General features: G+C 70.5%; 20 protein-coding genes. 6 read left to right on the top strand and 14 right to left on the bottom strand.

Annotated elements, in window-relative coordinates:
- Nucleotides 1–35 precede the first annotated feature (35 nt).
- On the bottom strand, nt 36–2,822 hold the full coding sequence (locus AC07OY_RS17770) for a M16 family metallopeptidase (protein ID WP_495043935.1): 2,787 nt from the start codon (nt 2,820–2,822) through the stop codon (nt 36–38).
- 165 nt (nt 2,823–2,987) lie between these two features.
- Between AC07OY_RS17770 and AC07OY_RS17765 the strand changes: the two genes are divergently transcribed.
- Genes AC07OY_RS17765 through AC07OY_RS17755 form a run of 3 tightly spaced genes read left to right on the top strand, consistent with a single transcriptional unit; the run spans nt 2,988 to nt 3,945 of the window.
- Complete coding sequence (locus AC07OY_RS17765) at nt 2,988–3,248, top strand: hypothetical protein (RefSeq protein ID WP_495043934.1); 261 nt, start codon at nt 2,988–2,990, stop codon at nt 3,246–3,248.
- Nucleotides 3,248–3,352 carry a PEP-CTERM sorting domain-containing protein gene (locus tag AC07OY_RS17760; RefSeq protein WP_495043933.1) on the top strand — a complete coding sequence of 35 codons (105 nt, stop codon included), beginning with the start codon at nt 3,248–3,250 and terminating at the stop codon, nt 3,350–3,352. Before AC07OY_RS17765 ends, AC07OY_RS17760 begins: the two co-directional genes overlap by 1 nt.
- Nucleotides 3,352–3,945 (top strand): pyridoxamine 5'-phosphate oxidase family protein, encoded by a 594-nt coding sequence (locus AC07OY_RS17755; protein WP_495043932.1) that lies wholly within the window; start codon nt 3,352–3,354, stop codon nt 3,943–3,945. Before AC07OY_RS17760 ends, AC07OY_RS17755 begins: the two co-directional genes overlap by 1 nt.
- Before the next feature lie 6 nt (nt 3,946–3,951).
- Here the strand turns inward: AC07OY_RS17755 and AC07OY_RS17750 are convergent, their stop codons facing one another.
- The 7 genes from AC07OY_RS17750 to AC07OY_RS17720 all read right to left on the bottom strand — a co-directional run bounded on the left by AC07OY_RS17750 (nt 3,952) and on the right by AC07OY_RS17720 (nt 16,248).
- Nucleotides 3,952–5,517: a hybrid sensor histidine kinase/response regulator gene (locus tag AC07OY_RS17750; RefSeq protein WP_495043931.1), complete on the bottom strand. Its 1,566-nt coding sequence runs from the start codon at nt 5,515–5,517 to the stop codon at nt 3,952–3,954.
- On the bottom strand, nt 5,495–6,997 hold the full coding sequence (locus AC07OY_RS17745; protein WP_495043930.1) for a DUF7125 family protein: 1,503 nt from the start codon (nt 6,995–6,997) through the stop codon (nt 5,495–5,497). The genes AC07OY_RS17750 and AC07OY_RS17745 overlap by 23 nt, the downstream gene beginning before the upstream one ends.
- Before the next feature lie 105 nt (nt 6,998–7,102).
- Nucleotides 7,103–10,051 carry an EAL domain-containing protein gene (locus AC07OY_RS17740; protein WP_495043929.1) on the bottom strand — a complete coding sequence of 983 codons (2,949 nt, stop codon included), beginning with the start codon at nt 10,049–10,051 and terminating at the stop codon, nt 7,103–7,105.
- Nucleotides 10,048–10,659, bottom strand: a complete 612-nt coding sequence (locus tag AC07OY_RS17735; protein WP_495043928.1) for a FecR family protein — start codon at nt 10,657–10,659, stop codon at nt 10,048–10,050. The genes AC07OY_RS17740 and AC07OY_RS17735 overlap by 4 nt, the downstream gene beginning before the upstream one ends.
- Before the next feature lie 13 nt (nt 10,660–10,672).
- On the bottom strand, nt 10,673–13,693 hold the full coding sequence (locus tag AC07OY_RS17730; RefSeq protein ID WP_495043927.1) for a CHAT domain-containing protein: 3,021 nt from the start codon (nt 13,691–13,693) through the stop codon (nt 10,673–10,675).
- Between the two features lie 24 nt (nt 13,694–13,717).
- On the bottom strand, nt 13,718–14,881 hold the full coding sequence (locus tag AC07OY_RS17725) for an MFS transporter (RefSeq protein ID WP_495043926.1): 1,164 nt from the start codon (nt 14,879–14,881) through the stop codon (nt 13,718–13,720).
- Entirely contained in the window at nt 14,878–16,248 is a 1,371-nt protein-coding gene (locus AC07OY_RS17720) for a DNA recombination protein RmuC (protein ID WP_495043925.1), read from the bottom strand. The genes AC07OY_RS17725 and AC07OY_RS17720 overlap by 4 nt, the downstream gene beginning before the upstream one ends.
- Nucleotides 16,249–16,349: 101 nt before the next feature.
- On the opposite strand from AC07OY_RS17720, the gene AC07OY_RS17715 reads away from it, so the two are divergent.
- Complete coding sequence (locus tag AC07OY_RS17715; protein WP_495043924.1) at nt 16,350–17,867, top strand: FAD-binding oxidoreductase; 1,518 nt, start codon at nt 16,350–16,352, stop codon at nt 17,865–17,867.
- Here the strand turns inward: AC07OY_RS17715 and AC07OY_RS17710 are convergent.
- The 5 genes from AC07OY_RS17710 to AC07OY_RS17690 are packed head-to-tail and all read right to left on the bottom strand — an operon-like array spanning nt 17,859 to nt 22,123.
- Nucleotides 17,859–18,653 carry a hypothetical protein gene (locus AC07OY_RS17710; RefSeq protein ID WP_495043923.1) on the bottom strand — a complete coding sequence of 265 codons (795 nt, stop codon included), beginning with the start codon at nt 18,651–18,653 and terminating at the stop codon, nt 17,859–17,861. The genes AC07OY_RS17715 and AC07OY_RS17710 overlap by 9 nt on opposite strands.
- A complete protein-coding gene (locus AC07OY_RS17705) occupies nt 18,650–19,633 on the bottom strand; it encodes a 2-hydroxyacid dehydrogenase (protein WP_495044071.1) in 984 nt (327 codons plus the stop codon). Before AC07OY_RS17705 ends, AC07OY_RS17710 begins: the two co-directional genes overlap by 4 nt.
- Nucleotides 19,630–20,955, bottom strand: coding sequence for a sodium:proton antiporter (locus AC07OY_RS17700; protein ID WP_495043922.1), 1,326 nt, complete (start codon nt 20,953–20,955; stop codon nt 19,630–19,632). Before AC07OY_RS17700 ends, AC07OY_RS17705 begins: the two co-directional genes overlap by 4 nt.
- On the bottom strand, nt 20,955–21,680 hold the full coding sequence (locus AC07OY_RS17695) for a nitroreductase (protein ID WP_495043921.1): 726 nt from the start codon (nt 21,678–21,680) through the stop codon (nt 20,955–20,957). The genes AC07OY_RS17700 and AC07OY_RS17695 overlap by 1 nt, the downstream gene beginning before the upstream one ends.
- Entirely contained in the window at nt 21,677–22,123 is a 447-nt protein-coding gene (locus tag AC07OY_RS17690; RefSeq protein ID WP_495043920.1) for an acyl-CoA thioesterase, read from the bottom strand. The genes AC07OY_RS17695 and AC07OY_RS17690 overlap by 4 nt, the downstream gene beginning before the upstream one ends.
- A gap of 136 nt (nt 22,124–22,259) precedes the next feature.
- On the opposite strand from AC07OY_RS17690, the gene AC07OY_RS17685 reads away from it, so the two are divergent.
- Both AC07OY_RS17685 and AC07OY_RS17680 read left to right on the top strand, forming a co-directional pair.
- Nucleotides 22,260–22,721 (top strand): cache domain-containing protein, encoded by a 462-nt coding sequence (locus tag AC07OY_RS17685; protein ID WP_495043919.1) that lies wholly within the window; start codon nt 22,260–22,262, stop codon nt 22,719–22,721.
- Nucleotides 22,722–22,728: 7 nt separating this feature from the next.
- Nucleotides 22,729–24,264, top strand: coding sequence for a methyl-accepting chemotaxis protein (locus AC07OY_RS17680; protein ID WP_495043918.1), 1,536 nt, complete (start codon nt 22,729–22,731; stop codon nt 24,262–24,264).
- Here AC07OY_RS17680 and AC07OY_RS17675 read toward each other — a convergent pair.
- Nucleotides 24,242–25,180, bottom strand: coding sequence for a histone deacetylase family protein (locus AC07OY_RS17675; protein ID WP_495043917.1), 939 nt, complete (start codon nt 25,178–25,180; stop codon nt 24,242–24,244). The genes AC07OY_RS17680 and AC07OY_RS17675 overlap by 23 nt on opposite strands.
- Nucleotides 25,181–25,217: the final 37 nt, after the last annotated feature.

Here is a 25,217-nt window from a genome sequence, read left to right as displayed (position 1 = left end):
AGCCTCGCCGGCCGCCAGCATGCCGCCGGCTTGTGTCAGGGCGTTTTGAAATCACCGGCTGTCGAAACGACGAAGTTGTCGGCCTTGATGTGCTTGCGCCAGGCCGTGTTGGCCTGCTCGACGCTCACGGCGGCCAGCGCTTCGTCGCGCTTTTGCGCAGCCGCCCAGGTCTCGCCACGCTCGGCCAGGCTGCTCAGGCCGCCGGCCAGGGAACCGGGGTCGGCGCGGCCCTGCTTGCGGCCTTCCAGGATGTCCTTCTTGGCCCGCTCCAGTTCGGCCGGCGTGACACCCTGGGCGGCCATGCGGGCCACCTCCTCCTGCACGGCGGCGATGACGCGCTCGCGCTTGTCGGGCGCATAGCTGGCCTGGATGGCAAAGCTGCCCGCATTGCCCCAGTAGCCGGCGCTCAGGGAAGCGCCGATGCCATAGGTCAGGCCCTCCTTCTGGCGCACGCGCTCCGACAGCCGGCTCTCCAGCCCGCCGCCGCCAAAGATGTGCACGGCCAGCTCCAGGGCCGGGTAGTCGGCGTCCTCGGCGTTCAGCGGCAGGGTCTCGTGCAGGCGCACGATGGCATTGGCCTTGTCGCGGGCGATGGCGTCAAAGCGCGCCGCCGGCACGGCCAGGTGCTGGGGGATGTGGCGCACGAACTTCGCAGCCGCTGGCTTCTTCCAGTCGCCGAAGAGCTGGTCGATCTCGGTGGCGAGGCCGTCCGGCAGCGCACCGACGGCGCTGACCTGGGCCTCGTTGAAGCTCCAGTAGTCGGCATAGAAGCGCTTCACCTCGTCCAGCGTCGTCGCCTTCAGGTTGGCGATGCGCTCGTCCACGCCCATGATGTAGTCGGGGTGGCCGAGGCTGACGCCGCGCACCTTGTTGTAGTGGCCGCGCGTGGCCTCCTGGCGCAGCACGCCGGGTTCCTGGCGCGAGGCCTCGATGCCGGCGATGCCGGCCTTGATGTCGCGCTCGAAGGCGTCCTGGGGGAAGAGCGGCTTGCGCAGCGCATCGGCCGCCACGCGCAGGGCGGGCAGCAGGGTGTCGCGCTCGGCGCTGATGAAGATGCTGGCGCCCTGGTCATAGCTGGTCACGTTGAGGTTGGCGCGCAGCTTGATCAGCGCATCCTGCAGCTGCTGCTTGGAGTAGCCGGCGCTGCCCTCGTCCATCAGCGCGCCGACCATGCCGGTGCCGTTGCGCGCAAAGGTCGCGTCGCGCTCGCCCCAGCGCAGCTGCATCTGCAGCACCACGGTATTGCCGCGGGTCTGCTTCTGCAGCGTGTGCAGGGCGATGCCGCTGGGCAAGGTGGCGCGCTTCATGCGCGTCTCCAGCACCGCGGGCACGGGCTCGAGCTGCTCGCCCTCCTCCACCTTGGGCGGGCCCTTGAGCTCGGCCAGGCGTGCGCTGAGCGCCGGCGCGGCGGGGATCTCGATGCGCTCGACCTTGTCGGCCGGCAGATAGCGCCCCAGCGTGCGGTTGGCCGGCCGGAAATAGGCGGCGCGCACGCGCTCGACGTCGGCCAGCGTGACCTTGGGGATGTCCTCCATCAGCTGGAACAGCAGCCGCCAGTCGCCGGCCGCGATGAGGCCGGAGATCTGCTGGATCAGCGCCTCGGGGTTCTTCATCTGCTGGCGGTAGCTGTTGACGGCGATGTCGCGCACCCGCGCCAGCTCGCTCTCCTCGAAGGGCTTGGCCGTGCGGCCTTCGGCGAGGTCCAGCAGCAGGGTCTCGACCTTGTCGACCTCGGCCCCCGGCGGCAGGGCCGCGTAAGCGCTGATGGTGCCCGGATCCACGCCACCCGCGCCGCCGATGCCGGCCGCGACCGCCAGCCGGGTCTCGACCAGCTGCTTGTAGAGCTGGCCGCTGGGCTGCAGGCTCATCAACAGGCCATAGACGATCAGGGCCGGCGTGTCCGCATGGGTGATGGCCGGGACGTGATAGGCCGCCAGCAGGATGGGCTGGCCGCCGACGCGGCGCACGACGACGGTGCGCTCGCCGTCCTGGGCCGGCTCCACCGTGTAGGGCTGGGGAACGGGCGCGGCCGGCCGGGCGACGGCGCCGAAATGGCGGGCGATCAGCGCCAGCGTGGCGGTCCTGTCGAACTGGCCGGCGATCAGCAGCGTCGCGTTGTCGGGGCGGTAATAGCGCTTGTAGAAGCCCTGCAGCTTCTCGATGGGCACGTTCTCGATGTCGCTCTTGGGCCCGATGGTGGCGTGGCCATAGGGGTGCCAGGCAAAGGCGGCCGCGCTGACGCGCTGGTTCAGCACCGCGAAGGGCTGGTTCTCGCCGCGCTCGAATTCGTTGCGCACCACCGTCATCTCGGTGTCGAGATCGGCCTTGGCGATGCGGCTGCCCACCATGCGGTCGGCCTCCAGGTCGAGCAGGAAGGCCAGCGTGTCGGCATTCGCGTTGAATGACGCAAAGTAGTTGGTGCGGTCCACCGTCGTCGTGCCGTTGAAGCGCACGCCGCGCTGGGCCATGGCGCCGGGGATGTCCTTCTGCCGCTCGGTGCCCTTGAACACCATGTGCTCCAGCAGATGGGCCATGCCGTATTCGCCCGGCGCCTCGTGGCGGCTGCCGACGCGGTAGGTGATGTTGACGGTGGTCGTCGTCTGCGTCGCATCCGGGAAGAGCAGGATCTGCAGGCCGTTGGGCAGGCGGTATTCCTCGATGCCGCCCAGCTCGCGCACCCTTTCGGGCGGCGCCACGATGGCGGCGGGCGCCATCGCCACGGCACGCGGCACGGGCGTCTTGGGCTTGACCGTGGCGGCCGGCTGGGCCTGGGCCGCACCCAGCACCAGGCTCAAAAGGGCAGCGCCCCACAGTTTCTTCATCTGTCTCTCTCCAGTCGGCCGCATCTTCGGCCTGGCGGCGATTCTGCGTGGTTTTGCGGGGCCAGCCTTTCGTCAGTCCCCAACCCCACAATCGATGCGATTGCCGGCGCCGGGCGGCCGGTTCACACTGGCCCGCCGGTGGTTTCCGCCCGGCAGGAGCACCTCATGGGACATCGCTTCTCCCTGCGCCGCACCGCTCTGGCCGCCGCATTGGCCTTGGGCAGCCTGCTTGCCGCCGCACCGCCGGCGTCGGCCCAGGTCCCGGCTGTCTGGATAGGCGGCAGCGGCTCCTGGCTGGCCAAGAAGCCGGGCGACTGGGCCTTCATCGATTTCACCAGCCCCTGGCAGTTCTTCCCCGACAACAACGGCAGCAAATACTTCTTCGGTGGCGCCGACCTGCGCATCGGCCCCGGCAATGCAAGCTGATGCATTTCGAGGCCGCACCCGTGCCCGAGCCGGCCGCGCTGCTGCTCTTCATCGCGGGCCTGGCGCTGCTGGCGGCCCGCAGGCCGTTCAACAAGGAAAGCTGATGGACACCTCGCCCTACCACGACGGCATGCGCGGCCTGCAGGACGCGCGCGACACCCGCGCCATCGCCGACCGCCTCGCCCAGGTCACGCTGCGCCAGGCCTTCACGGACGACGACCGCGCCTTCATCCAGGCCTGCACGATGTTCTTCGTCGCCAGCGCCGACGCGCAAGGCCGGCCCGACTGCTCCTACAAGGGCGGCCTGCCCGGCTTCGTGCGCGTGCTGGACGGCAACACCCTGGCCTTCCCCGACTACGACGGCAACGGCATGTACCGTTCCTGGGGCAATGTGGCCGTCAACCCGCAGGTCGGCCTGCTCTTCATCGATTTCGAGAAGCCGCGCCGCCTGCGCGTCAACGGCAGCGCCAGCATCAGCGCCGACGACGATCTGATGAGCGAGTTCCCCGGCGCCGTCTTCATCGTGCGCGTGAAGGCCGACGCCATCTTCCCCAACTGCCCGCGCTATATCCACAAGCTGGCGCTGGTCGAGGCCTCCGTCTACGCGCCATGCGAGGGCCACACGCCGCCGGTGCCGGCCTGGAAAGGCTTCGACGTGTTCCGCGACGCGCTGCCGGCGCGGGATCGCCAAGGCTGAACCCGGCTAGAGCCGCGCCAGCAGGAGCTCCACCGCATCCACGCTGGCCGGCTTGGTCAGGTGTTCGTCGAAGCCGGCGGCGCGCGAGCGCTTGCGGTCCTCTTCCGAGCCCCAGCCGGTCAGGGCCACCAGCAGCGTGGACGCGAAGCGCGGGTCCTGGCGCAGCCGGGTCGCGAACTCGTGGCCACCCATGCCCGGCATGCCGAGGTCGCAGAAGACGGCCTGGGGCAGGAAGCTGTCCGCCTTGTCCAGCGCGGCCTGGCCGCTGTTCTCGACTTCGACCTCGTGGCCGGACAGCGACAGCAGCATGGCCAGCGAGGTGGCCGCATCGTCGTTGTCGTCGACCACCAGGATGCGCGCCGGGCGCGTCGCCTCGGGCTCGTCCACGGCCTGCAGCGGCGCCGGCGCGGAATCCCCGCTCGCCAGCGGCAGCTCGATGGTGAAGCTGCTGCCCTTGCCCAGCCCGGCGCTGGCCGCGCTGACCCGGCCGCCATGCAGGGTCACCAGGCTCCTGACCAAAGCCAGGCCTATGCCCAGGCCGCCCTGAGCGCGGTCCAGGGAGCGGTTGACCTGGGCGAACATGTCGAAGACGCGGGCGATCATGTCCTGCGGCAGGCCGACGCCGGTATCGCGCACGGTCAGCACCGCATCGCTGCCCACGCGCGCCAGGCCGAGCTCGATCTGCCCGCCGTCGGGCGTGTACTTGGCCGCGTTGTTCAGCAGATTGCTCAGGGACTGCGCCAGCCGCGTGAGGTCGCCGTCCACGCGGAGCTCCTCGTCGGGCACGCTGACGCTGAGGCGGTGGCCGCCGCGCTCGATCAGCGGCCTGCAGGCCTCCAGCGCCATCTCGACGACGCGCCGCATGTCCAGCGGCTCGCGCTGCAGGATCAGCTTGCCGGTCGAGATGCGCGACACCTCCAGCAGGTCGTCGATGAGACGCAGCAGCTGCTTCATCTGCCGGTCCATCATCTCCGTGACGCCGCGGTACTGGGTCACGTCGGACGGCGGGCTGCTGCCCAGCAGCTGCAGGCCGGTGCGGATGGGCGCGAGTGGATTGCGCAGCTCGTGGGCCAGCGTGGCGAGGAACTCGTCCTTGCGCTGGTCGGCCTGGCGCAGCGAGCGGTCGGCGCGCAGCAGCGAATCGATCTGGTCGCGGATCTGGTACTGCCAGCGCCGCCCGCGCAGGGCAGTGCGCACCGCGCTGACCATCACGCGCGTCGACGTCGGCCGGTCCAGCACCGTCAGGTTGCGCAGCCTGGCCTCGCGCAGGCCAGGCGCCTCCAGGCCATGGCGGCACAGGGCCAGCACCGGCAGGTTGGACCAGGGCGGCTGGCGTTCCAGCACGTTCAGCAGCACGGCGAAGCCCGCGTCGCCGAAGGTGGCATCGGTGACCATCAGCGCGCCGGCGCCTTCGCGCATCAACTCCTCGGCATGCCGCCAGCCCTTGCAGGCGATGGCCTCGATGCGTGCGCCTGCCAGCAGGCGCCGGGTGACATCGCCGTCACGCGCCGTCGGCGCCAGCACGATGACGCGCTCGCTGTAGGAGCGGTCAGCCTCGTCCGGTTCGATCATCGCCAGACTCGCCCTCGCGTGACACCGGCACTTCGACAGGGACGCCTGTCAGCACGCCACGCAAATGCGTCAGCGGCGGGCCCAGGTGCACGCCCTTCTCGTCGAACCAGAGCTGGCGGATGGTTTCTTCATGCCGGCCACTGCGCTTCTTGAGGACGGAGATGGCCTTGCGCACCGCCCCGTGGTGTTCATACATGCGGAACATCATGACGGCGTCGGCCAGGTAGCTGGCATCCACCGGGTTGCGCATATTCGCGCCCATCATGCCGGACTGGGTCGCCACGACGAAGGTGGCGACCCCGTGGTTGTTCAGGTAGGTCAGCAGTTCGTGCAACTGGGTGATCAGGGCACGCTCCTCCGGCATGGCGTTCAGGTAGCCGTTCAGGCTGTCGATGACGACGACGCTGGCGCCATCGTCCTCGACCGAGCGGCGCACGATGTTGGCAAACTGGCTGGGCAGCACCTCGGCGGCATCGATCTGCCGCACGTTCAGCTTGCCCGGGCCTATCCCGTCTTCGGCCCTCATGCCCAGGCTCGCCAGCCGATCCAGCAGCAGCTTGCGCCCCTCTTCGAAGGTGTAGATGGCGGCATGGCCGCCGCGCTTGGCCGCCATGACGGCGTACTGGGCGGCGATCGTCGACTTGCCGGAACCCGCCGGGCCGATCAGCAGGGTGGCGGTGCCGCGATTCGTGCCGCCGCCCAGCAGCTCGTCCAGCGCGGCGATGCCGCTGGGCACGATGTCGCGCTCGAAGTGCACGCCATGATGGCTGGGCGTCAGCCGCGGGAACACCTCCAGGCCGCCATGCCGGATGACCATGTCCTGCTGGCCGCTGATGAAGTCGCTGCCGCGGAACTTGGCGACGCGCAGCTGGCGCTGCGCCGGTCCGTAGGCGGGCACATGGCGCTCCAGCGCGATGACGCCGTGCGCGATGCTGTGCAACTGGGTGTCGACGCCGTCGCTGGAGCGGTCGTCCAGGAAAAGCACGGTGCAGCCGCGGCCGACAAAGAACTGCTTCAGTGCCAGGATCTGGCGGCGGTAGCGCAGCGAGGACTGGGCCAGCAGGCGCAGTTCGGACAGCGAGTCCAGCACCATGCGCCGCGGCTTGCAGCGCTGCACGGCCTCCAGCACCTGCTTGGTGGTCTCGCCGAGCTCCACTTCCGACGGGTGATACATCGTCAGCTCTGAATCTCCGAGCAGGTCGTTCTCATCGGCGAGAAGCTCGACGATCTCGATGCCGTCCAGCGACCAGCCGTGCGAGGCCGCGCCGGCGCGCAGCTCGGCGGCCGTCTCGCCCAGCGTCACATAGAGGCAGGGTTCGCCATCGCGCACGCCCTGCATCAGGTACTGCAGCGCCAGTGTCGTCTTGCCGGCACCGGGCTCACCATCGATGAGATAGAGCTGACCGCCGATCAGGCCGCCATGCAGAACCTCGTCCAGTCCCGGTACGCCAGTTGCGGACCGCAGGGTTTGCGTCGTCATTGCCGTCCTCCAGTCCAGCCTTGGGCCACCTCATCGGATGGCCCGGAAGAATGCCGAGGAGTTTATGGGTGAGAAAGGGGCGGGCTTGTCAGCCAACGCCGCAAGTCAACGCCGCCACGGCACGCTCTTGATCGCTTCCGTGGCCTGCGCCGCCGGCAGGGCCTTGGCAAACAGCCAGCCCTGGCCAACCTGCACGCCCAGCTGCTCCAGCAGCGCGGCCTGCTTCTCGTCCTCGACACCCTCGGCCAGGGTCTGCTTGCCCAGGGCCAGGGCCAGGCCGACGATGGTGCGGACGATCTCCTGGGCCTCGCGGCCGGCGGCCAGGCGGATGACGAAGCTGCGGTCGACCTTCAGCGTGTCGAAGGGGAAACGGTGCAGATAGGCCAGCGACGAATAGCCGGTGCCGAAGTCGTCGATGGAGAGCTTGAAGCCCATGCGTGCCAGCTCCTGCAGCACCTCGGCGCTGCGCTGCGGGTTGGCCATGGCCATGCTCTCGGTGACCTCGAGCTTGAGGCGGTGCGTGGGCACGTCGCCCAGGGCTGCCAGCGTGGCGCGGGCGTCGGCCAGCAGCTCGATGTCGCGCTCCAGCTGCACGCCGGACAGGTTGACGGCCACCTCGCCCGTGAAGCCCGTGCCCTGCCAGCGCCGCAGCTGGGCCGCGGCCTCCAGCAGGGCCCAGCGGCCGATGGCGCAGATCTGGCCGCTGGCCTCGGCGACGGGGATGAAGTCGCCCGGCATGATGAGGCCGCGCTCGGGGTGGCGCCAGCGGATCAGCGCCTCGAAACCCAGCAGGGCGCGGTCCTGCAGGCGGACGAAGGGCTGGTAGTGCAGCTCGAACTGGCTGCCGCTGGCCAGGGCCGCGTCGATGGCGTCGCGCAGCCAGCGGCGCGACTGCTCGACGAGCTGCTCGGCCGGGTCGAATTCGTGCATCTGCCCCGGGCCGCCCGACTTGGCGCGCGCCAGCGCCCCCTCGGCCGCCGCCATCAGCTCGTCGGCCGTGGCCGGGCCGTGGCGGCGCTGGGCCCAGGCCAGGCCGGCCGTCAGCTGCAGCATGGGCGTGGCGACGTTGAAGGGCGACTGCAGCAGGCCCTGCACGCCGCGCGCGAGGTCGGCCGCGTTGTCGCCACCGGCCAGCAGCAGCGCGAACTGGTCGGGGCCGATGCGGGCGACCAGATGGCGCGCGCCGAAAGCGCCCTTGAGCCGGGCACCCAGCTCGCTGAGCACGCCATCGCCGACGACCGGGCCATGGGCCTCGTTCAACGCGCGGAAGCCATCCAGGCCCAGCAGCAGCAGGCCGGTCTCGGCTGCCGGCACGCCGCCCAGCAGCTGGGCCAGCTGCTCGCGGAAGAGCACGCGGTTGGCCAGGCCGGTCAGGCGGTCGTGCAGGGCATCGAAGCTGATCTGCTGCTGCAGGCGCTGGCCTTCGGAGATGTCGGTGAGGGACCCCGCCATGCGCACCGGCCTGGCGTCCTCGCGCACCGCCAGGCCGCGCGCCAGCAGCCAGCGCTCCTGGCCGCCCTGGTGGAAGTGCAGCATGTGGTGGAACTGCAGGCTCTGGCCGTCCAGATGGGCTTGCAGCTCGGCGCGGAAGGCCTGCGCGTCGCCGGCATCCAGCGGGCGCGTCCAGGCCTCGATGGCCTGGCCGGCCTCGGCCGCGGACAGGCCCATCAGCGCCAGCCAGCGCGGCGAGAAATAGACCTCGCCCGTCGCCAGGTCCCAATCCCACAGCCCGTCGTTGGCGCCTTGAGCCGCCAGCGCATAACGCTGCTCGCTGGCGGCCAGCTGGCGGGCGGCGACACGGCGCTCGCCCTGCTCGATGCCGGCGCGCAGCGCGCTGGCGCCCAGGGTGGCCAAGGCCAGCGCAAACAGCGGCGGCGCCAGCGAGAAGACCAGGTAGCGGCTCTCGAAGGCCCACTGCGCGGCGCCAAGCAACAGCAGCACGCCCACGCCGATCACCACCAGTGCCACGCCCAGCGACCGGCGCGCCAGCAGCAGCACGGCAGCCAGCGGCAGCAGCAGCACGGCCGCCAGTTCCGCCGCGCCGCCCCAGGCCGGGCGCAAGAGGCTGCGGCCGGTCAGCAGGTTGTCGGTGACGGTGGCGAGCCGCTCCATGCCGGGCAGGCGGGCATCGAAAGGCGACGGCAGATGGTCGCCCGCCGCCAGCGCGGACACGCCGACGATGGCGATACGGTCTTTCAGCAGCGCCGGGTCCACGCGGCCGGCCAGCAGGTCGGAGAAGCCGACGTTGTCGAAGCTGCCGATGCGGCCGTAGTAGTTCACGCCGATACGCGACAGCTCATCCAGCGGCAGCCGCAGCGCCTTGCCGACTTCGACCTCGCTGCCGAAACGCACGCGCGCCTGGCGCCAATCGGCACCGCGCGCGAACGCGGCCAGGCGCAGCGGCAGGGAGGGATAGACCTCGCCATTCAGGCGCAGCACCGGCAGATCGCGGCGCAGCCCGCCGTCGGTCTCGGTGCGCGCGCTGACGTGGCCCAGTGCCGCGGCGGCCTCAGCCAGGCCGGGCTCGGGTGCGACCAGGCGCTGCGGCCGGTAGTAGGCCTCGCTGCGCTGCAGCGCGGCCTCGTCCTCATAGCGCAGCAGGGCCTGCGCCAGCACCGGTGCCGGCGCCGCCACGACGCCAGCCTCGGGCTTGCCTTCGTCGGGCATCACAAAGGGCAGCAGCGTGCAGGCGCAGTCTTTCATCACGCCGGCCAGCGCCGCGCTGCCTTCGGCCGTGCCGCCGCCGGGCAGCAGCAGGAAGTCCAGTGCCACGGCACGCGCGCCGCCGGCTCGCAGGGTCTGCACGACACGCGCGATCTCGGCGCGGTCGGGCACGCGGCCGCCCAGGGCTTCCAGCGCGACGTCATCGACGCGCACCAGCAGCAGCGGCAGCTCCTTGCCCGGCGCAATCGGGCCGCGCCACAGCATCTGGCGGTCCAGCATCCAGTGATCCAGCCGCTCGACGGCCGGCACGTCCGCCCGCCAGGCAGCCATGACGAACCCCAGCAGCGCCGCTGCCAGCGCGACCAGCGCATAGCCGAGGCGGGCCCTCAATCCAGAGACCCCAGCCGCTGCTCGACGCGCTTGACCTTGTCGGCCGTCCAGGCCATGGCCGCCACGCACTGGCTGCCGTCGCAATGCGTGCCGTTGAGCTTCTTCTCAAGGCGCACCGGGTAGCGGGGCTTGATGCCGCGTGTCTGCGGGCCCGCGGGCTCAACGTCGACCTCGCCCGTCTTCACATGCACGGCGGTGGCGTTGTCGCTGCCGACCTCGACGCTGAACTCGGTGCCGCGCACGGCGGTCACGGCGGTGGGCGTGCGCACCTTCCAGCTGCCGCCGGCGGACGGCGTGACGCGCTGGCCGATCAGTCCGGTCTCCAGCAGGAAATCGGCCGTGCGCGACTGCCCCGCAGGCGCGTTGAAGGCTTCGATGCGCAGCTGGCTCTTGTCGGCCAGCACAAGCACGGAGCCGTCAATGAACTTCAGCCTCACGCGGCCGGCGGCGCCGGTGCGCAGCGTGGTGCCGACGTCCAGCTTGTCGCCTACCACCAGAGCCTTGCCATCCACACGTTGGGCCTCGCCGCTGACGGCCATGACTTCGCAGGCCTGCTGGGCGAGGGCAGCGGAACTCAGCAGGGACAGGCACAGGACCAGCGAACGCATATGTTTCAGATTCCTATCTAGATGGGTCGCCAAAAAGAGCGTAACCGGCCCAGTAGAACGGATGCGCCCAGCGCCCGCCACCGAGTTTTCCTTCGATCATCCCCACTTGCGCCATGCGCAGGGCCTCGGCACGCGGCGCGCTGGCGGAGAAGGTGGCGGAAGTCAGCGCGGCGGCCGACGAGGTCTCGACGGCCCAGTGCGTGGCCAGCACGGAGCGGCTGCCGGCAAAGAAGAAACCGCGCACCAGGCCCGACATGCCCGCCCCGCCCTGCTCGCCGGCGGCCGTGTTGCAGGCCGACAGCAGCACGGCCTGGGCGTTCAGCCGCAGCGTCAGCACATCGTCGAGCTCCAGCAGCGGCGAGGCCGCGGCATCCGGGCCGGGCGCCAGCGCCAGCGCCGGCTTGGACACGCCGGGCAGCTCCCCGGGCATCAGCCCATGCGTAGCGAAGGCGACGACGCGGCGGTCCTGCAGGGGCGCGGCCAGCACGGCCTCGCGCGTGGCGGCGGCACCGAGCAGCAGATCGGCCTGCGCATTGGCGCCCAGGGCCTTGGCCAGGGCATTCAGTTCGGTGCGGGTTTCGGGCAGGGGCGGAATGTCGCCGTAGCTGAAGCCCCAGGCGGCGTCGTACTTCGTGGTCGCCTGACCCAGGGTCGCGCGTCCCGCCTTGGCGGTGGATTTGAACAAGGGATCGCCGACACCGAACAGCGCCTTGGCCGCCAGCGGCGGCGCGGCCACGCGGCGCAGCGCGAACAGGGCGCCGGCCGACGGCAGCTGGGTGACGGCCATGCGGCGCGCGACGAAGGCGCCGGGCTCGGGCGACGTCAGCGCCGCGGCGAAGGGCATGGCGGCTAGAGCGCCGTCGGCCGCGACCAGCAGGCTTTTCACGTCGGCGCCGGGCTGCAGCGGTGCCGCCAGCTCGCGCCAGACTTCATGCAGGACGTCAACGGGCAGCCTGGCCGGCTTGCCTGTGCCCAGGTCCAGCGCGGTGCGGATGTGCGCGACCTTGTCGGCCCAGCCCGCCGCGCCGATGCCGGATGCCGCCAGCCGCGTCGGCGCACCGGGCGTGACCAGCCAGCTCAGCGTGGCGCCCTCCATCGGATGCGCGATGAGGAGGGCTTCGCCCGGCCCCAGCAGCTTCTGCAGGGCGGCGGGCGGCGGCAGCGTCGGCGTGACGAGATCGGCATAGGCCGGATAGGCCTTGGCGACGCGCTCGCGGTGCTGGGTCAGGGCCTCGCGCGCGGCCTGGGCCTCCTCGCGCTGCTGGCGGCCCTGCTCGCGCACGGCGGCGAGTTCGTCGGCTTGCGCCTTCTGCCGCTTCTTGCGTTCGGCATCGGGCAGGGCCTTGAGCTGGGCCTTGTTCTCGTCGCTGGCATTGCGGCGGCGCAGCTTGTCTTCCTCGCCCAGCGTCGTGTTCAGCGTGGCGTGCCTGGCGGCCGCTGCCGCGCGCAGGGCCTGCTCTTCTTCCAGCAGGGCGCGCAGGGCCGGCGTGCTGGCCAGCAGGCGGGCGCTGGCGTCGACGAGGGCGCGGTGGGTGCTGCCGGTCTGCAGGCGGTCGGCGACCTGCATGGCGCGGTCGATCCAGGCCTGCTCCAGCCCGGAATTTCCAGTTTGACCCTTCTGTGCCCGCGCCGCGATCTCGCGCAGGAACTCGTCGAAAGCCAGGCCCAGCACGAAGCCGCGCGCGCCGGCCAGGTCCAGGTCCTGCCAGCCACCGGGCGAGTCCAGCATGGCGGCGAACAGCGGCTGGTAGTCGCCCCAGGCACCGGCCATATCGCCCTTGAGCAAGCGCACCAGCGCCCGCACGCCGGCGGCCTCCTGGGTCTGCGGATGCACCTCACCGTAGAGCCGCAGGCGGTAGCGGTGGATGCGCTCGACGGTGTCCAGCGCCTCGTCGAAGCGGCCGTTCTTGGCGGCGAGCAAGGCGCGCAGCCGCCAGTCATTGGCGCGGTCGCGGGCCAGGCTGTCGGCGGGCAGGCTGCCGAGGAACTCGGCGTAGAAGGCATCGGCCTCGGGCCAGCGGCGCAGGCCGATCAGCGAGCGCACCTGCTCCTGGCGGGCCAGCCAGCGCGCATGGCTGGCGGGGTTGGCGCCGGCGCGCTGCAGCATGTCGTCGGAGCGCTGGGCGTTCTCCAGCGCCGCGGCGTACTGGCGCGAGGCGACCTGGGCCTGGGCCAGCCGGTAGCTCCAGCGCGCGCCGAGGGCGTCGGTCAGCTGGCCGGCGCGCCACAGCGCGAGGTTGGTCTGGCCAATCTGCACCGCCTCGGGCGCGCGGCCCTGGCGCACCAGGGCATAGGTCAGCATGCCTTGAGAGCCGTCGTACCAGCCGTAGGCATCCAGGGCCGCCGGGTCGCGCAAGGCCTTCAGGCCGCCGGGCGTGTTGCGCGCGCCTTCCGCGCCCTTGGCCGACAGACGCACGGCCTCGCGCAGCGTGGCGGCGGCATCGGCCAGGCGGCCGTCCCAGCGCTCGATCTCGGAACGCACCTGCAGATGGTCGACCTGCAGGCGCAGCGAACCGGCCGGGTCGCTGGCGGCCAGCAACTCCTGGGCCTGCTTGGTGAGGCCCTGGGCGCGCGACCACATGCGGTCGAGCTGGGCGCGGTCGCGGGCCTGGGACAGCGCATAGACCTGGCGCAGCGCCGCCGCGGCACGCACCGGCAGCGAGAGCCTGGCGTCGCTGGCATAGGCATCGGCCGCGCTCAGGCCCTTGCCCGAGCTGCCCCAGACGAACTCGGCGCTGAGGTATTGGCGCATCCACAGCTCGCCGCCGGGCTGGGTGCTGGTCTGCCGGGCGACCTCGGCCAGCAGCTCCACCCAGCGGGCGCGGTTCTCCAGCGACTGCGCCGCCCTCACCTGCTGCTGCAGCAGCGCCAGGCGGGCGGCCGGCTCGGCCGGCAGCGGCTGGGCCAGCAGCTTCTCGGCCTCGGCCGCGGGCATCAGCACGGCGGCCGCATCGCCGCTGTCCTCGTCGTCGACCTGGGCCAGCGCGCTCACCGCCACGAGCAGGCCGGCGACCAGCCACATTCCTCTGCGCATGGGTCCCCTCCTCGGGACCCGATGCTAGAGCTTGCGGGCCGGGAATTGGGCCAGAAGCAAGGCTCCGGCCATCACCCACATGGGGGCTGCCAGGGCCGTCGTCGCGGCCAGCATGCCGAAACCGACCGGCATGCCCACCGTGGCGCCGTTCAGCGTCAGCATGCGCAGGCCCAGGGCCTGGCCATGGCGCTCGGGCGGCGTGGCGCGGTGCAGCATGGCCAGCACCATGGGCTGCACCGAGCCCAGGGCCACGCCCAGCAGGGCCGAGCCGCAAATCAGGCCCAGGGTGCCGGGCAGCCAGGCGTAGGCGATGAAGGTCAGCATGGCGACCACCATCGCGGTGCGCAGGGCCTTGGCCTCGTCGATGTCGTCGGCAAAGCGGACGATGGCCAGGCGCACGACCGTCGCCGCGATCGCGAAGCTGCCCAGCACGAGGCCGATGCTGGAGGCTGACAGCCCGCGCGCATGGCCGACGACAGGCACGACGAAGCTGTGCGCGTCCCAACCCGCCGACAGCGCCAGGTTGACGAGCAGCAGACGGCGGTAGGCCGGCAGGCGGAACAGGTCCCAGGCCGCCGGCTCGCGGAAGCTCTTGGTGTAGACCTTGGGCGGGTTGCGCGGCACCTTGCGCGCCAGCGCCCAGGCCAGCACGGGCAGCACGGTCGCGAAGGCAAAGGCGGCCGTCATGCCGACGTGGTCGATCAGCAGGCCGGCAATGATGGGCGACAGCGCATTGGACAGGGCCGGGCCCAGGGCCATCCAGCTGAAGATTTTCTTCAGCTCGCCGGGCTCCTCGGCCATCAATCCGGCCTCGCGCTGCAGGGCCACGGCCGCCACGGCGACGGCGCCGCCGCACAGCAGGCAGCCGGTGGCGATGGCCCAGAGCTTGGGGATGACCAGGGCCAGCAGCGCGCCGACGAAGGCCAGGGCCACGCCAACGCCGACCGGGCGGTGGAAGCCATGCCGATCGGCCAGCCGGCCTGCCCACAGCGACAGCGCGATGGGCGCGACGGCGAACAGGCTGAGCAGCATGCCGACCGAGGCCTCGCCGTAGCCCTGCTTCAGCACCCACAGGCTGGCCGTGACACGCGTGGTGGCCATGCAGGCATGCACGCAGATCATGGTGGCGATCAGCCACCAGAACGCATCACGCAGATTCTTCTTGGCGGCTGGGGCGGTGTCGCTCACTCGGCGTCCTCACCGAGGCTGAGCTGCAGCAGCTGCTGGGCCGCGTCATCGGGCAGGGCCTCCACGCCCTTGAGCTTGCGCGTCATGGCCCGCGTGCGCACCTCGGCGTCGTTCAGCGTGTTGCCCGCCTCATCGAGCTTCTTCTTCACCTTGGACAGCACGTCGCCGAACTTGCCGAACTCGGTCTTGACGGCGCCCAGCACTTCCCAGACCTCGGCCGAACGCTTTTCCAGCGCCAGCGTGCGGAAACCCATCTGCAGGCTGGTCAGCGTGGCCAGCAGGGTGGTGGGGCCGCAGAGCATGACCTTGTGCTCGCGCTGCAGGCTTTCCATCAGGCCGGGACGGCGCAGCGCCTCGGCGTAGAGGCCCTCGGTCGGCACGAACAGGATGGCGAAGTCGGTGGTGTGCGGCGGGCCGATGTATTTCTCGCGGATGGTCCTGGCCTCCAGCCGCAGCCGGCCCTCGATGGCCTTGCCGGCGGCCTCGGCGGCCGGCGCGTCGGCGCGCTCCTGGGCATCGAGCAGGCGTTCGTAGTCCTCGCGCGGGAACTTGGCGTCGATGGGCAGCCACAGCGGCTGGCCATCGTCGCGCTGACCCGGCAGCTTGACCGCGAACTCGACCCGCGCGCTGGAGCCCGGCAGCACCGCCACATTGGCTGCGTACTGCTCGGCGGTGAAGACCTGGTCGAGCAGGCCCGCCAGCTGCACCTCGCCGAAGACGCCGCGCGTCTTCACATTGGTCAGCACGCGGTTCAGCGAGCCGACGTCGCGGGCCAGGTTCTGCATCTCGCCCAGGCCCTTGTGGACCTGCTCCAGGCGCTCGGCCACCTGCTTGAAGCTCTCGCCCAGGCGCTGCTCCAGCGTGGCGTGCAGCTTCTCGTCCACCGTGGCGCGCATCTGCTCGAGCTTCTTCTCGTTGTCCTGCTGGATGGCGGTGAGGCGCTGCTCCACCGTCAGGCGCAGTTCGGCCAGGCGCTGGTCATTGGTCTTGGACAGGGCCTGCAGCTGCTCGCGCATCGCGTCGTTCAGCTTCTGCATGGATTCGGCCTGGGCCTGGGCACTGCGCAGGGCGGCGGCGTCTTGAGCCTCGCGGGCCGCCAGGGCCTGTGCGCTGAGCGACTGGTTGCTGCCCTGCAGGCCTTGGGTGAGGACTTGCTGGAACTGGGCCAGGCCCTGCACCAGCTGCTGGCTCGTGCCGCTGGCGCTGCGGCCGAGCTCGTCGCGCAGCTCGCGCTCCAGCCTTTCATTGCTTTGCAGCAGCTCCGGCGCCACGCCGGTGGATTGCGGTTTCTGACGAGCCCAGATCAACACCAGCAGGATCAAAACCAGGGCCATCAGGCCCAGCAGCAACACATCGAACAGGCTCATGCGGGCCATTGTCGCCCGACGCGCAATCGCTTTCATTGGTATCTTATTGGTATCGCATACAGTCGCCCATCTGGTCCTTTACTGGCATTGGAGCGACAGCGATGGAGAGACGACAGTTCCTGGCGCTGGGCGGCGCGACGCTGCTGGCCGGCTGCGGTGGCGGCGGCGACAGCCCGGCGCCCGCGCCCTCGCCTGCACCCGCGCCGGCCCCCACTCCGGCACCAGCGCCGGGGCCCGATTGGGGCAGCCTGTCGCGCCAGATGCAGGGCCAGCTGCTGCTGCCCGCCGATGCGGACTTCGAGCGGGTGCGCCGCGGCGCCAATGCGCGCTACGACAGCCAGCTGCCGCTGGCCGTAGCCCGCTGCACCAGCGCGGCCGACGTGGCCGCGGCGCTGGCCTTTGCGCGCCAGCAGAAGCTGAGCTTCGCCGGCCGCAGCGGCGGCCACAGCTATCTGGGCGCCAGCACGGCCGCCCAGGGCCTGATGATCGATATCGGCGCCATGGACGGCGTGCAGCTGGACGGCACGATCGCCACCGTCGGCGCCGGCGCCAAGCTGGCCGACGTCTATGACACGCTGATCAGCGCCGGCCGCTGCATTCCCTCGGGCAGCTGCGTCAGCGTCGGCATCGCCGGCATCACGCTGGGCGGCGGCATCGGCGTCATCGACCGCGCCCATGGCCTGAGCTGCGACGTGCTGCTGTCGGCCCGCGTCGTCACGGCCGACGGCCAGCAGCTGGAATGCAGCGAAACGCTGCGGCCCGACCTCTTCTGGGCCCTGCGCGGCGGTGGCGGCGGCCAGGTGGCCCTGGTCACGTCCTTGACCTTCCAGACCCATGCCGTCACGCCGCTGGTGCAGTTCGGCGCCAGCTTCGCCCTCAGCGAATTGCCCACCGTGCTGGCCGCGTGGCAGGCATGGCCGCAGACCCTGCCAGACACCGTCTGGGGCCAGCTCGCGCTGTCCGGCCAGGGCCTCTTCCTCGGCGGCATCGCCATCGGCGAGACGGCAGCCGTGCAACCGCATTGGAACGGCCTGCTGGCCCGCATCGGCCGCACGCCGGGCGATGCCTTCCTGCTGGCGCGCACCTATCGCGACGTGATGCTGGGCAGCTGCATGGCGCTGAGCCGCGCCCAGTGCCATCTGCCCAGCCAGAACGCCAGCGGCCAGTTGGGCCGCGTGGCCATGGCGGCAAGTTCGGACTATTTCGACGCGCCGCTGGACGCCGCCGGCATCACCGCCCTCGCCACGGCCCTGCAGCAGCGCCGCGACAGCGGGCGCACTGGCGCCGTGCTGCTGAATCTGATGGGCGGAGCCATCGCCCGCGTGGCCCCCGACGCGACGGCCTTTGTGCATCGCCGCGCGCTGTTCAGCGCCCAGTACCTGGCCGAGTTCCAGCCGGGCACCAGCGCGGCCACGCTGGAAGAGGCGGCCAGCTGGACCCACGGCATGCGCACCACCATGCAGGCCTGGAGCAGCGGCGGCGCCTATGTGAACTACCTGGACGGCCTGCTGACCCGGCCGGCCGAGGCCTATTACGGGGCCAATCTCGCGCGGCTGCGCCAGGCCAAGCAGGCCTGGGACCCGAGCGGCGTGTTCAAGGCCCTGCCGGACCTAGCGTGAAACCAGCGAGGCCACCGCGCGCGGCAGCTCGGCCTCGATGAGGGCCTCCAGCGCCTTCACGCGCTGCTCGGCCGTCGTCGCCGCCCAGGGATTGGCGGCCGCCTCGGCCACCACCGGCAGGCGGGCGGCCACGGCCAGCGACTGTTCGCGCTTGAGCTTGAGGTCGCTGAGGTCGATGAGGGCGACGCGGATGGACACATAGGGCGCCAGCAGGGGCAGGCCGGGCTGGCCGTCGAAGCCGATCTGGGCGCTGGGGCGCTGGTCCAGCACGAAGCCCGGGCCTTCCAGCGTCGCAAGGATGCGCCCCGGCAGGGCGGCGGCCAGGGCCGGCTCCTGGCGGCTGCGCGTGACGAGCAGCAGCTGGGCCGCGCCGCTCTGGCGCACGGCGTCGCCGAGCTTGCCCGGCAGGCTGAGCTTGCCGTCGACGAAGAGATGGGCCGGATCGCCGAACAGGCTGCGCGTGGTCGAGGTGTAGAGCTTGACTTCCCTGTCCTTGCCACCCGCCAGCACGGCGCCGTTCAGGGCCTGCAGCACCGCGTTGTCCAGGCCGCCGGCGGGGCCGGACGTCCATTCGCCGGTCTGCACCGTGTCGCCGCGCGCCGGCGTCAGGTTGAGGAGCTGCACGTTGTCGCCCAGCAGGGACAGGACCGCGAACTTGTTGGGGTCGCGCGGCGTCTTGTCCTCGACGGCGGCCTGGGGTGGCGGGGGCGGCAGCTTGTTCTTCAGCGACTGGGCGAAGGAGAGCGCGGGCAGCAGTGCAAGCAGGCAGATCAGGCGGCGGTTCATGCGGGAAGGACTTGGGGGTTCAGCGGCGTGGGCGGCACGGCACCGGTCAACGCGGCGATCAGATTGTCGGCGGCAAGCTGGGCCATCGCGATGCGCGTGGGCATGGTCGCGCTGCCGATATGCGGCGTCAGGACGATATTGGGCAGACCGAGCAACACGGGGTTCACACGCGGCTCGCCCTCGAAGACATCCAGGCCCGCCGCGGCGATGCGGTTCTCGCGCAGCGCGGCGGCGAGCGCCTCCTCATCGACGATGCCGCCGCGCGCGATGTTGACGAGGGTGGCCGTGGGCTTCATCAGCGCCAGCTCGGCAGCGGCGATGCAGTGGTGGGATTCGGCCGAATAGGGCAGCACGAGGACGAGGTGGTCGGCCTGGCGCAGCAACTCATCTTTACCCAGATAGCGCGCGCCGAGTTCGGCCTCGGCCTCGGCCGGCAGCCGCGAACGGTTGTGATAGGCCACCTGCATGCCGAAGCCGAAGCGGCCGCGGCGCGCGATGGCCTGGCCGATGCGGCCCATGCCGAGGATGCCCAGCGTGCTGCCGAAGACCTCCTGGCCCGCCAGGAAATCCCAGGACCAGCTCTTCCAGCCGCCATCGCGCAGCAGGCGCTCGCCCTCGCTCATGCGCCGGGCCGTGGCCATCAGCAGCGCAAAGCCGAGGTCGGCCGTCGTCTCGGTCAGCACGTCGGGCGTGTTGGTGACCAGCACGCCGCGCGCCGTGCAGGCGGCCAGGTCGATGTGGTTGTAGCCCACGCTCATGGTGCAGACGGCCTTGAGCTGCGGGCAGGCGTCCAGCAGCTCGGCCGTGATGCGCTCGGTGCCGGTGATGTAGGCGCCGGCCTTGCCTGCCAAGCGGGCGCGCAACTCGTCGGGGCTGAGCGGCGCCTCGCCGGGGTGGTAGTCCGCCTCGAAATGGGCATTCAGCTTGCCGAGCACTTCGGCCGGCGCCCGGCGGGCAATCAGAACCTTGGGCTTCGTCAGCGCATCCATATCCAGGCCATCACGAAAAGTAGCGGCAGCAGCACCGCGCAGGACCACAGCAGAAAGCCGCCAAAGCTCGGCATCTTGACACCCCGCTCCTCGGCGATGGCTTTCACCATGAAATTGGGCGCGTTGCCGATGTAGGTCATGGCACCCATGAAGACGGCGCCGCCCGAGATGGCGGCCAGCACCGGCGCGCCCTCCCCCATCAGCCGGACCGCGTCGCCGCCGGCGAGATTGAAGAAGGCGAGATAGGTGGGCGCGTTGTCCAGCACCGAGGACAGGCCGCCGGTCAGCCAGAAATAGGCCATGGGCGAATCCAGCAGGGCCGCCAGCGGCGCGAACACGCCGGCCGGCCCGGCCTTGAGCATGGCGATGACGGGCACCATGGTCAGGAAGATGGCGATGAAGAGCTTGGCCACCTCCTGCATGGGCGCCCAGGAGAACTGGTTCTTCTCGCGCACGCCGGCCGGCGTCAGCCACAGCGAGGCCACCGTCACGGCGATGAGACCCAGGTCGCGCACCAGGGCCTGCAGCGGCAGCGGCGTGCCCCAGAGGTCGAAGACGATGCCGGGCTTCCAGGTGCCGCTCATCAGCACCAGGCCGACGGCCACGGCCAGCGGCAGCAGGTTGATGGCGCCTTCCAGGCCCAGGCGAGGCGCGTCGGGCGTGGGGTCGGCCGGCGTGATGCCCTCCTTGCGATAGAGCCAGCCGTCCAGCACCCAGAACACCGCGAGCAGGCCGATGAGGAGAAACAGGGTCTCGGCCCACAGATGGCCGGCCGTCCAGAAGAAGCTGACGCCCTGCAGAAAGCCGAGGAAGAGCGGCGGGTCGCCCAGCGGCGTCAGCGAACCGCCGACATTGCTGACGATGAAGATGAAGAAGATGACGACATGGGCGTTGTGGCGGCGGTTGTCGTTGGCGCGGATCAGCGGCCGGATCAGCAGCATGGACGCGCCCGTCGTGCCCATGAAGCTGGCCAGCACGGCGCCCAGGGCCATCAGCCCCGAATTGAGCGCCGGGCTGCCGTGCAGATTGCCGCGGATGAAGATGCCGCCGGCCGTCGTGTAAAGCGCGCCCAGCAGGATGGTGAAGGGCAGGTATTCCTCCACCAGCGTGTGCACCAGCACGCCGCCCGTCTGCGCCAGCCCGAAGCTCAAGGCAAAGGGAATCAACAGCGCCAGCGTCCAGCCCGCGGCGATCTTGCCGAAGTGGTGGTGCCAGAAGGCCGGCGCGGCCAGCGGCATGACGGCGATGGACAGCAGCAGGCCCGCGAAGGGCGTGGCCCAGGCGATACCGAGTTCGGAGCCAGCGAGCGCCATCAGTTGTCGATGAAGCGGGTGAACTCGGCCACTGGCGCGCGTTCGGTGACGAGGCTGTTCTCGACGGCGGCCGGGTCGGCGAAGCCCATGGACATGCCGCAGACCAGCATCTGCTCCTCGCCCAGCTGCAGCTCCTCGGCGATCAGCCGGTGGAACTGCGTGAAGGCCGCCTGCGGGCAGGTGTGCAGGCCGCGCGCGCGGGCCGCCACCATGATGTTCTGCAGGAACATGCCGTAGTCCAGCCAGGAGCCCTGCTGCATGACGCGGTCGATGGTGAAGAAGAGCCCGACCGGTGCATCGAAGAAGATGAAGTTGCGGCCATGCTGGTGCTGCATGCGCGGCTTGTCGGTCTTGGCGATGCCCAGCAGCCCGTAGAGGTCCCAGCCCACCTTGCGGCGGCGGTCGATATAGGGGCTGCGCCACTCGTTGGGGTAGTAGGCGTACTCCTCCTTGTGGGCCGCGTTCTGCTCGGCGTCGAGGTAGGCGGCCTGGATGCGGCCCGACACCCGTGCCAGGGCCGCGCCCGTCAGCACATGGACCTGCCAGGGCTGGGTGTTGGTGCCCGACGGCGCCCAGGAGGCGACTTCGAGGATGTCCTCGACGGTCTGGCGCGGCACCGCCGTGGGCAGGAAGGCGCGCAGCGAGTGCCGGGTCTTGATGGCGGCATCGACCGCGGCGGTCTGCTCGGGCGTGGGGATGATGAAACGTGACTCGAGGCGGCTCATGGCGTCTTCAGGGTTTGGAGGATCTGCTGATAGGCGGCGGGAAGCTCGGCCACCGGCCGGCGGCTGTCGCGATCGACATAGACATGCACGAAATGACCACGCGCGGCGCACAGCGGCGCGCCTTCGGCGAACAGGCCGATCTCGTAGCGCACGCTGGAACGGCCCAGGTTGGCCACGCGCACGCCGGCCTCGATGCGCTGCGGGAAGGCCAGCGACTCGAAGAAATTGCAATGCGTCTCGACGACCAGGCCGATGACCTCGCCGCCATGGATGTCCAGGGCGCCGGCCTCGATGAGCAGGCTGTTCACGGCGGTGTCGAACAGGCTGTAGTAGACGACGTTGTTCAGATGGCCATAGACGTCGTTGTCCATCCACCGTGTCGTCAGCGCCACAAGGCGGGGGTAGGCCTCGCGGCCGTCGGGCTGGGGGCGGGTCGTCGTCATGGGGCCATTCTTCCATGCGGCCGCCGCGGCCATGTTTTGCGCGGCAATCGCGGCATACTGCGCTTGCATGATCCGTTTTCGCGGAGCGACACTGGGCCGCAGACGACGATTCCACAACGGCTGACAAGGAGCTCGCATGAATCGGTTCAACGTGGCAGGTCTTGCCTTCGCACTGACCGCTGCCTTCGGCAGCACCGCCGCCCTGGCCCAGAACGCGACCAAGGACGACGCGGTCGCCATGGTCAAGAAGGGCGTCGCCTTCATCAAGGCCAATGGCAAGGACAAGGCCTACGCCACCATCACGGCCAAGGACGCGCAGTTCGTCAAGAGCGACCTCTACCTCGTCGTCTACGGCATGGATGGCAAGTGCCTGGCCCATGGCGCCAACGAGAAGCAGGTCGGGCGCGACCTGATCGACCTCAAGGACATCGACGGCAAGGCCTTCATCAAGGAGCGCGTCGAGCTCGGCAAGTCCAGCCCCAAGGGTTTCTGGCAGGACTACAAGTTCACCAACCCGACCAGCAAGAAGATCGAGCCCAAGCAGATGTACTGCGAGCGGCTGGACGAGACCATCGTCTGCGGCGGCATCTACAAGTAGCACGCCGATGAAGCTTGCCGCCAAGATGCTGGTGCCGCCGATGGCGGCGCTGGCGGTGGTGCTGGCTGTCAGCCTGGGCAACACGCTGCTGGCCTTGCGCGAGGTTGTCGCCGCCAGCGAGGCCGGCCAGCAGCGCAACGAGGTCTTCATGACCACGGTGGCCGTGCAGACCCAGGTGGGCGAGATGCACGGCGGCATCTATCGCACCATCGCGCTGATGGCGTCCCTGGACGATGCCAAGGTCAAGGTGCTGCGCGGCCAGCTGAAAACCCAGGTCGACGGCGTGGCGCGCACCCTCACCACGCTGGCCGACATGGAGGCCACACCGGCCGAGGCCGATGCCCACATCCGCGCCTCGCTGCCGCTGCTGCAGGCCTATCTGGCCAAGGCCGATGGCGCCATCGACCTGGCCTCGGTCGACCCCAACACCGGCGTGGCCGCGATGCAGGACGCCGAGGCCCGCTACAAGGAGGTGGCGGCGCTGATCGCCAAGCTCGTGCAGAGCATGGGCGAGGACCAGCAGAAGGCTTCGGAAGCCCAGCAGGCCAACGCCAAGCGGCGCGCCTGGATCTTCGGCCTCGTCTCGCTGCTGGCGGCCGGCGTCGGCATGGGCCTGCTGCTGGCCAACCAGCGCAAGATCGCCAAGGACGTGAACGCCTCGCTGTCCCTGGCCGAATCCGTGGCCGCCGGCGACCTGACCCAGCGCGCCGACCCGCAGGGCCAGGACGAGCTGGCCGGCCTGATGCGCGCACTGAACCGGATGTGCGAGCAGCTCGGCAGCTCGGTCGGCGAGGTCATGCTGGTGGCCGATTCCATCCGCACCGCGTCGGCCGAGATAGCCTCCGGCAACCAGGACCTGAACATGCGCACCGAGCAGACGGCTTCCAGCCTGGAGGTCACCAGCTCGTCCATGGCCCAGCTGACCGGCACCGTGCGCCAGAGCGCCGACAACGCGCAGACGGCCAACCAGCTCGCCACCTCGGCCGCCGACGTGGCCCATCGCGGCGGCAGCGTCGTGCAGCAGGTGGTGGACACGATGAACGACATCACGGCGTCCAGCAAACGCATCGGCGACATCATCGGCGTCATCGACGACATCGCCTTCCAGACCAATATCCTGGCGCTGAATGCCGCCGTCGAAGCCGCGCGCGCGGGCGAGCAGGGCCGTGGCTTTGCCGTCGTGGCCGGCGAGGTGCGCAGCCTGGCGGGCCGCAGCGCCGCGGCGGCCAAGGAGATCAAGACCCTGATCGGGGCCAGCGTCGAGCGCGTCGAATCCGGGGCCCGCCTGGTGCAGGACGCCGGCACGACGATGACCGACATCGTCGGCGCCGTGCAGCGCGTGACCGACATCATGGGCGAGATCAGCGCCAGCGCCGCCGCCCAGAGCCAGGGCATCGACGACGTCAATCAGGCCGTCAACCAGGTCGACGACATGACGCAGCAGAACGCCGCCCTCGTCGAGGAAAGCGCCGCGGCCGCCGAGTCGCTGCGCGAGCAGGCCCAGCGGCTGGCCCAGGTCGTCAGCCAGTTCCGCGTCCGGTAGCCGCCCAGGCAGCCCAGGACTGGGCGGCCAGGTTCAATGTGCTGACCTGCACAGCGACCGTCGTGGCCAGGTCATGGCCATAGCCGCCGGCCATGCTCAGCGCCACCGGAATGCGGCGTTCGGCCAGCGCATCGAGCACGCGCAGATCGCGCCGGGCCAGGCCTTCATAGCTGAGCTTCAAGCGGCCCAGGCGATCACCTTCATGCGGATCGGCACCGGCCAGGTAGAAGGCCAGCCCGGGTTCGCAGCGCCGCCAGACCTCGGCCAGCGCGCGGTCCAGCGCGTCCAGGTAGTCGGCATCGCCGCAGCCGTCGGGCAGATCCACGTCGAGGTCGCTGGCCTCCTTGCGGAAGGGGAAGTTGCGCGCCCCATGCATGGAGAAGGTGAACACCGTGTCGTCGTCTCGAAAGATGGACGCCGTGCCATTGCCCTGGTGGACGTCCAGGTCGATGACCAGCACGCGCAGCAGCGCGTTGTGACGGCGCGCCCATTCGGCCTGCATCAGCCGCGCGGCCACGGCCACGTCGTTGAAGACGCAATAGCCCGAGCCCTTGTCGGCATAGGCATGGTGGGTGCCGCCGGCCATGTTGGCGGCCACGCCCTCCTCCAGCGCCGCCCGCGCCGCCGCGATGCTGGCGCCCACGGAGCGCCGCGAACGCTCAGCCATGGACTCCGACCAGGGGAAACCGATCTCACGCTGCTCGGCGGCACTCAGATGGCCGCGCAGCACCGCATCCACGTAGTCCGGCGTGTGCACCAGCGACAGCTCGCCCTCGGTGGCCGCCGGTGCCGGCTGCATCCTCAGCAGCCCCGGCTGGCGCTCGAAGTGCTCGCGCAGCAGGCGGTACTTGGATTGCGGAAAGCGGTGCCCGGGCGGCAGCGCCAGGCTGTGGGCGTCGGAATGGAAAGCCAGCATGGGCTGGCAACGATAGCGCCAGCCGCAGCCCCTTTGA

This window comes from Roseateles sp. GW821-FHT09H10, from assembly GCF_059415865.1.
The sequence above is the reverse complement of the archived record's forward strand: the minus strand, read 5'-3'. Positions and strand labels throughout refer to the sequence as shown.

Coding starts and splice junctions, on each gene's coding strand:
- AC07OY_RS17770 (WP_495043935.1), bottom strand. CDS start 2,822: ATGAAGAAACTGTGGGGCGCTGCCCTTTTGAGCCTGGTGCTGGGTGCG.
- AC07OY_RS17765 (WP_495043934.1), top strand. CDS start 2,988: ATGGGACATCGCTTCTCCCTGCGCCGCACCGCTCTGGCCGCCGCATTG.
- AC07OY_RS17760 (WP_495043933.1), top strand. CDS start 3,248: ATGCATTTCGAGGCCGCACCCGTGCCCGAGCCGGCCGCGCTGCTGCTC.
- AC07OY_RS17755 (WP_495043932.1), top strand. CDS start 3,352: ATGGACACCTCGCCCTACCACGACGGCATGCGCGGCCTGCAGGACGCG.
- AC07OY_RS17750 (WP_495043931.1), bottom strand. CDS start 5,517: ATGATCGAACCGGACGAGGCTGACCGCTCCTACAGCGAGCGCGTCATC.
- AC07OY_RS17745 (WP_495043930.1), bottom strand. CDS start 6,997: ATGACGACGCAAACCCTGCGGTCCGCAACTGGCGTACCGGGACTGGAC.
- AC07OY_RS17735 (WP_495043928.1), bottom strand. CDS start 10,659: ATGCGTTCGCTGGTCCTGTGCCTGTCCCTGCTGAGTTCCGCTGCCCTC.
- AC07OY_RS17730 (WP_495043927.1), bottom strand. CDS start 13,693: ATGCGCAGAGGAATGTGGCTGGTCGCCGGCCTGCTCGTGGCGGTGAGC.
- AC07OY_RS17720 (WP_495043925.1), bottom strand. CDS start 16,248: ATGAGCCTGTTCGATGTGTTGCTGCTGGGCCTGATGGCCCTGGTTTTG.
- AC07OY_RS17715 (WP_495043924.1), top strand. CDS start 16,350: ATGGAGAGACGACAGTTCCTGGCGCTGGGCGGCGCGACGCTGCTGGCC.
- AC07OY_RS17710 (WP_495043923.1), bottom strand. CDS start 18,653: ATGAACCGCCGCCTGATCTGCCTGCTTGCACTGCTGCCCGCGCTCTCC.
- AC07OY_RS17700 (WP_495043922.1), bottom strand. CDS start 20,955: ATGGCGCTCGCTGGCTCCGAACTCGGTATCGCCTGGGCCACGCCCTTC.
- AC07OY_RS17695 (WP_495043921.1), bottom strand. CDS start 21,680: ATGAGCCGCCTCGAGTCACGTTTCATCATCCCCACGCCCGAGCAGACC.
- AC07OY_RS17690 (WP_495043920.1), bottom strand. CDS start 22,123: ATGACGACGACCCGCCCCCAGCCCGACGGCCGCGAGGCCTACCCCCGC.
- AC07OY_RS17685 (WP_495043919.1), top strand. CDS start 22,260: ATGAATCGGTTCAACGTGGCAGGTCTTGCCTTCGCACTGACCGCTGCC.
- AC07OY_RS17680 (WP_495043918.1), top strand. CDS start 22,729: ATGAAGCTTGCCGCCAAGATGCTGGTGCCGCCGATGGCGGCGCTGGCG.
- AC07OY_RS17675 (WP_495043917.1), bottom strand. CDS start 25,180: ATGCTGGCTTTCCATTCCGACGCCCACAGCCTGGCGCTGCCGCCCGGG.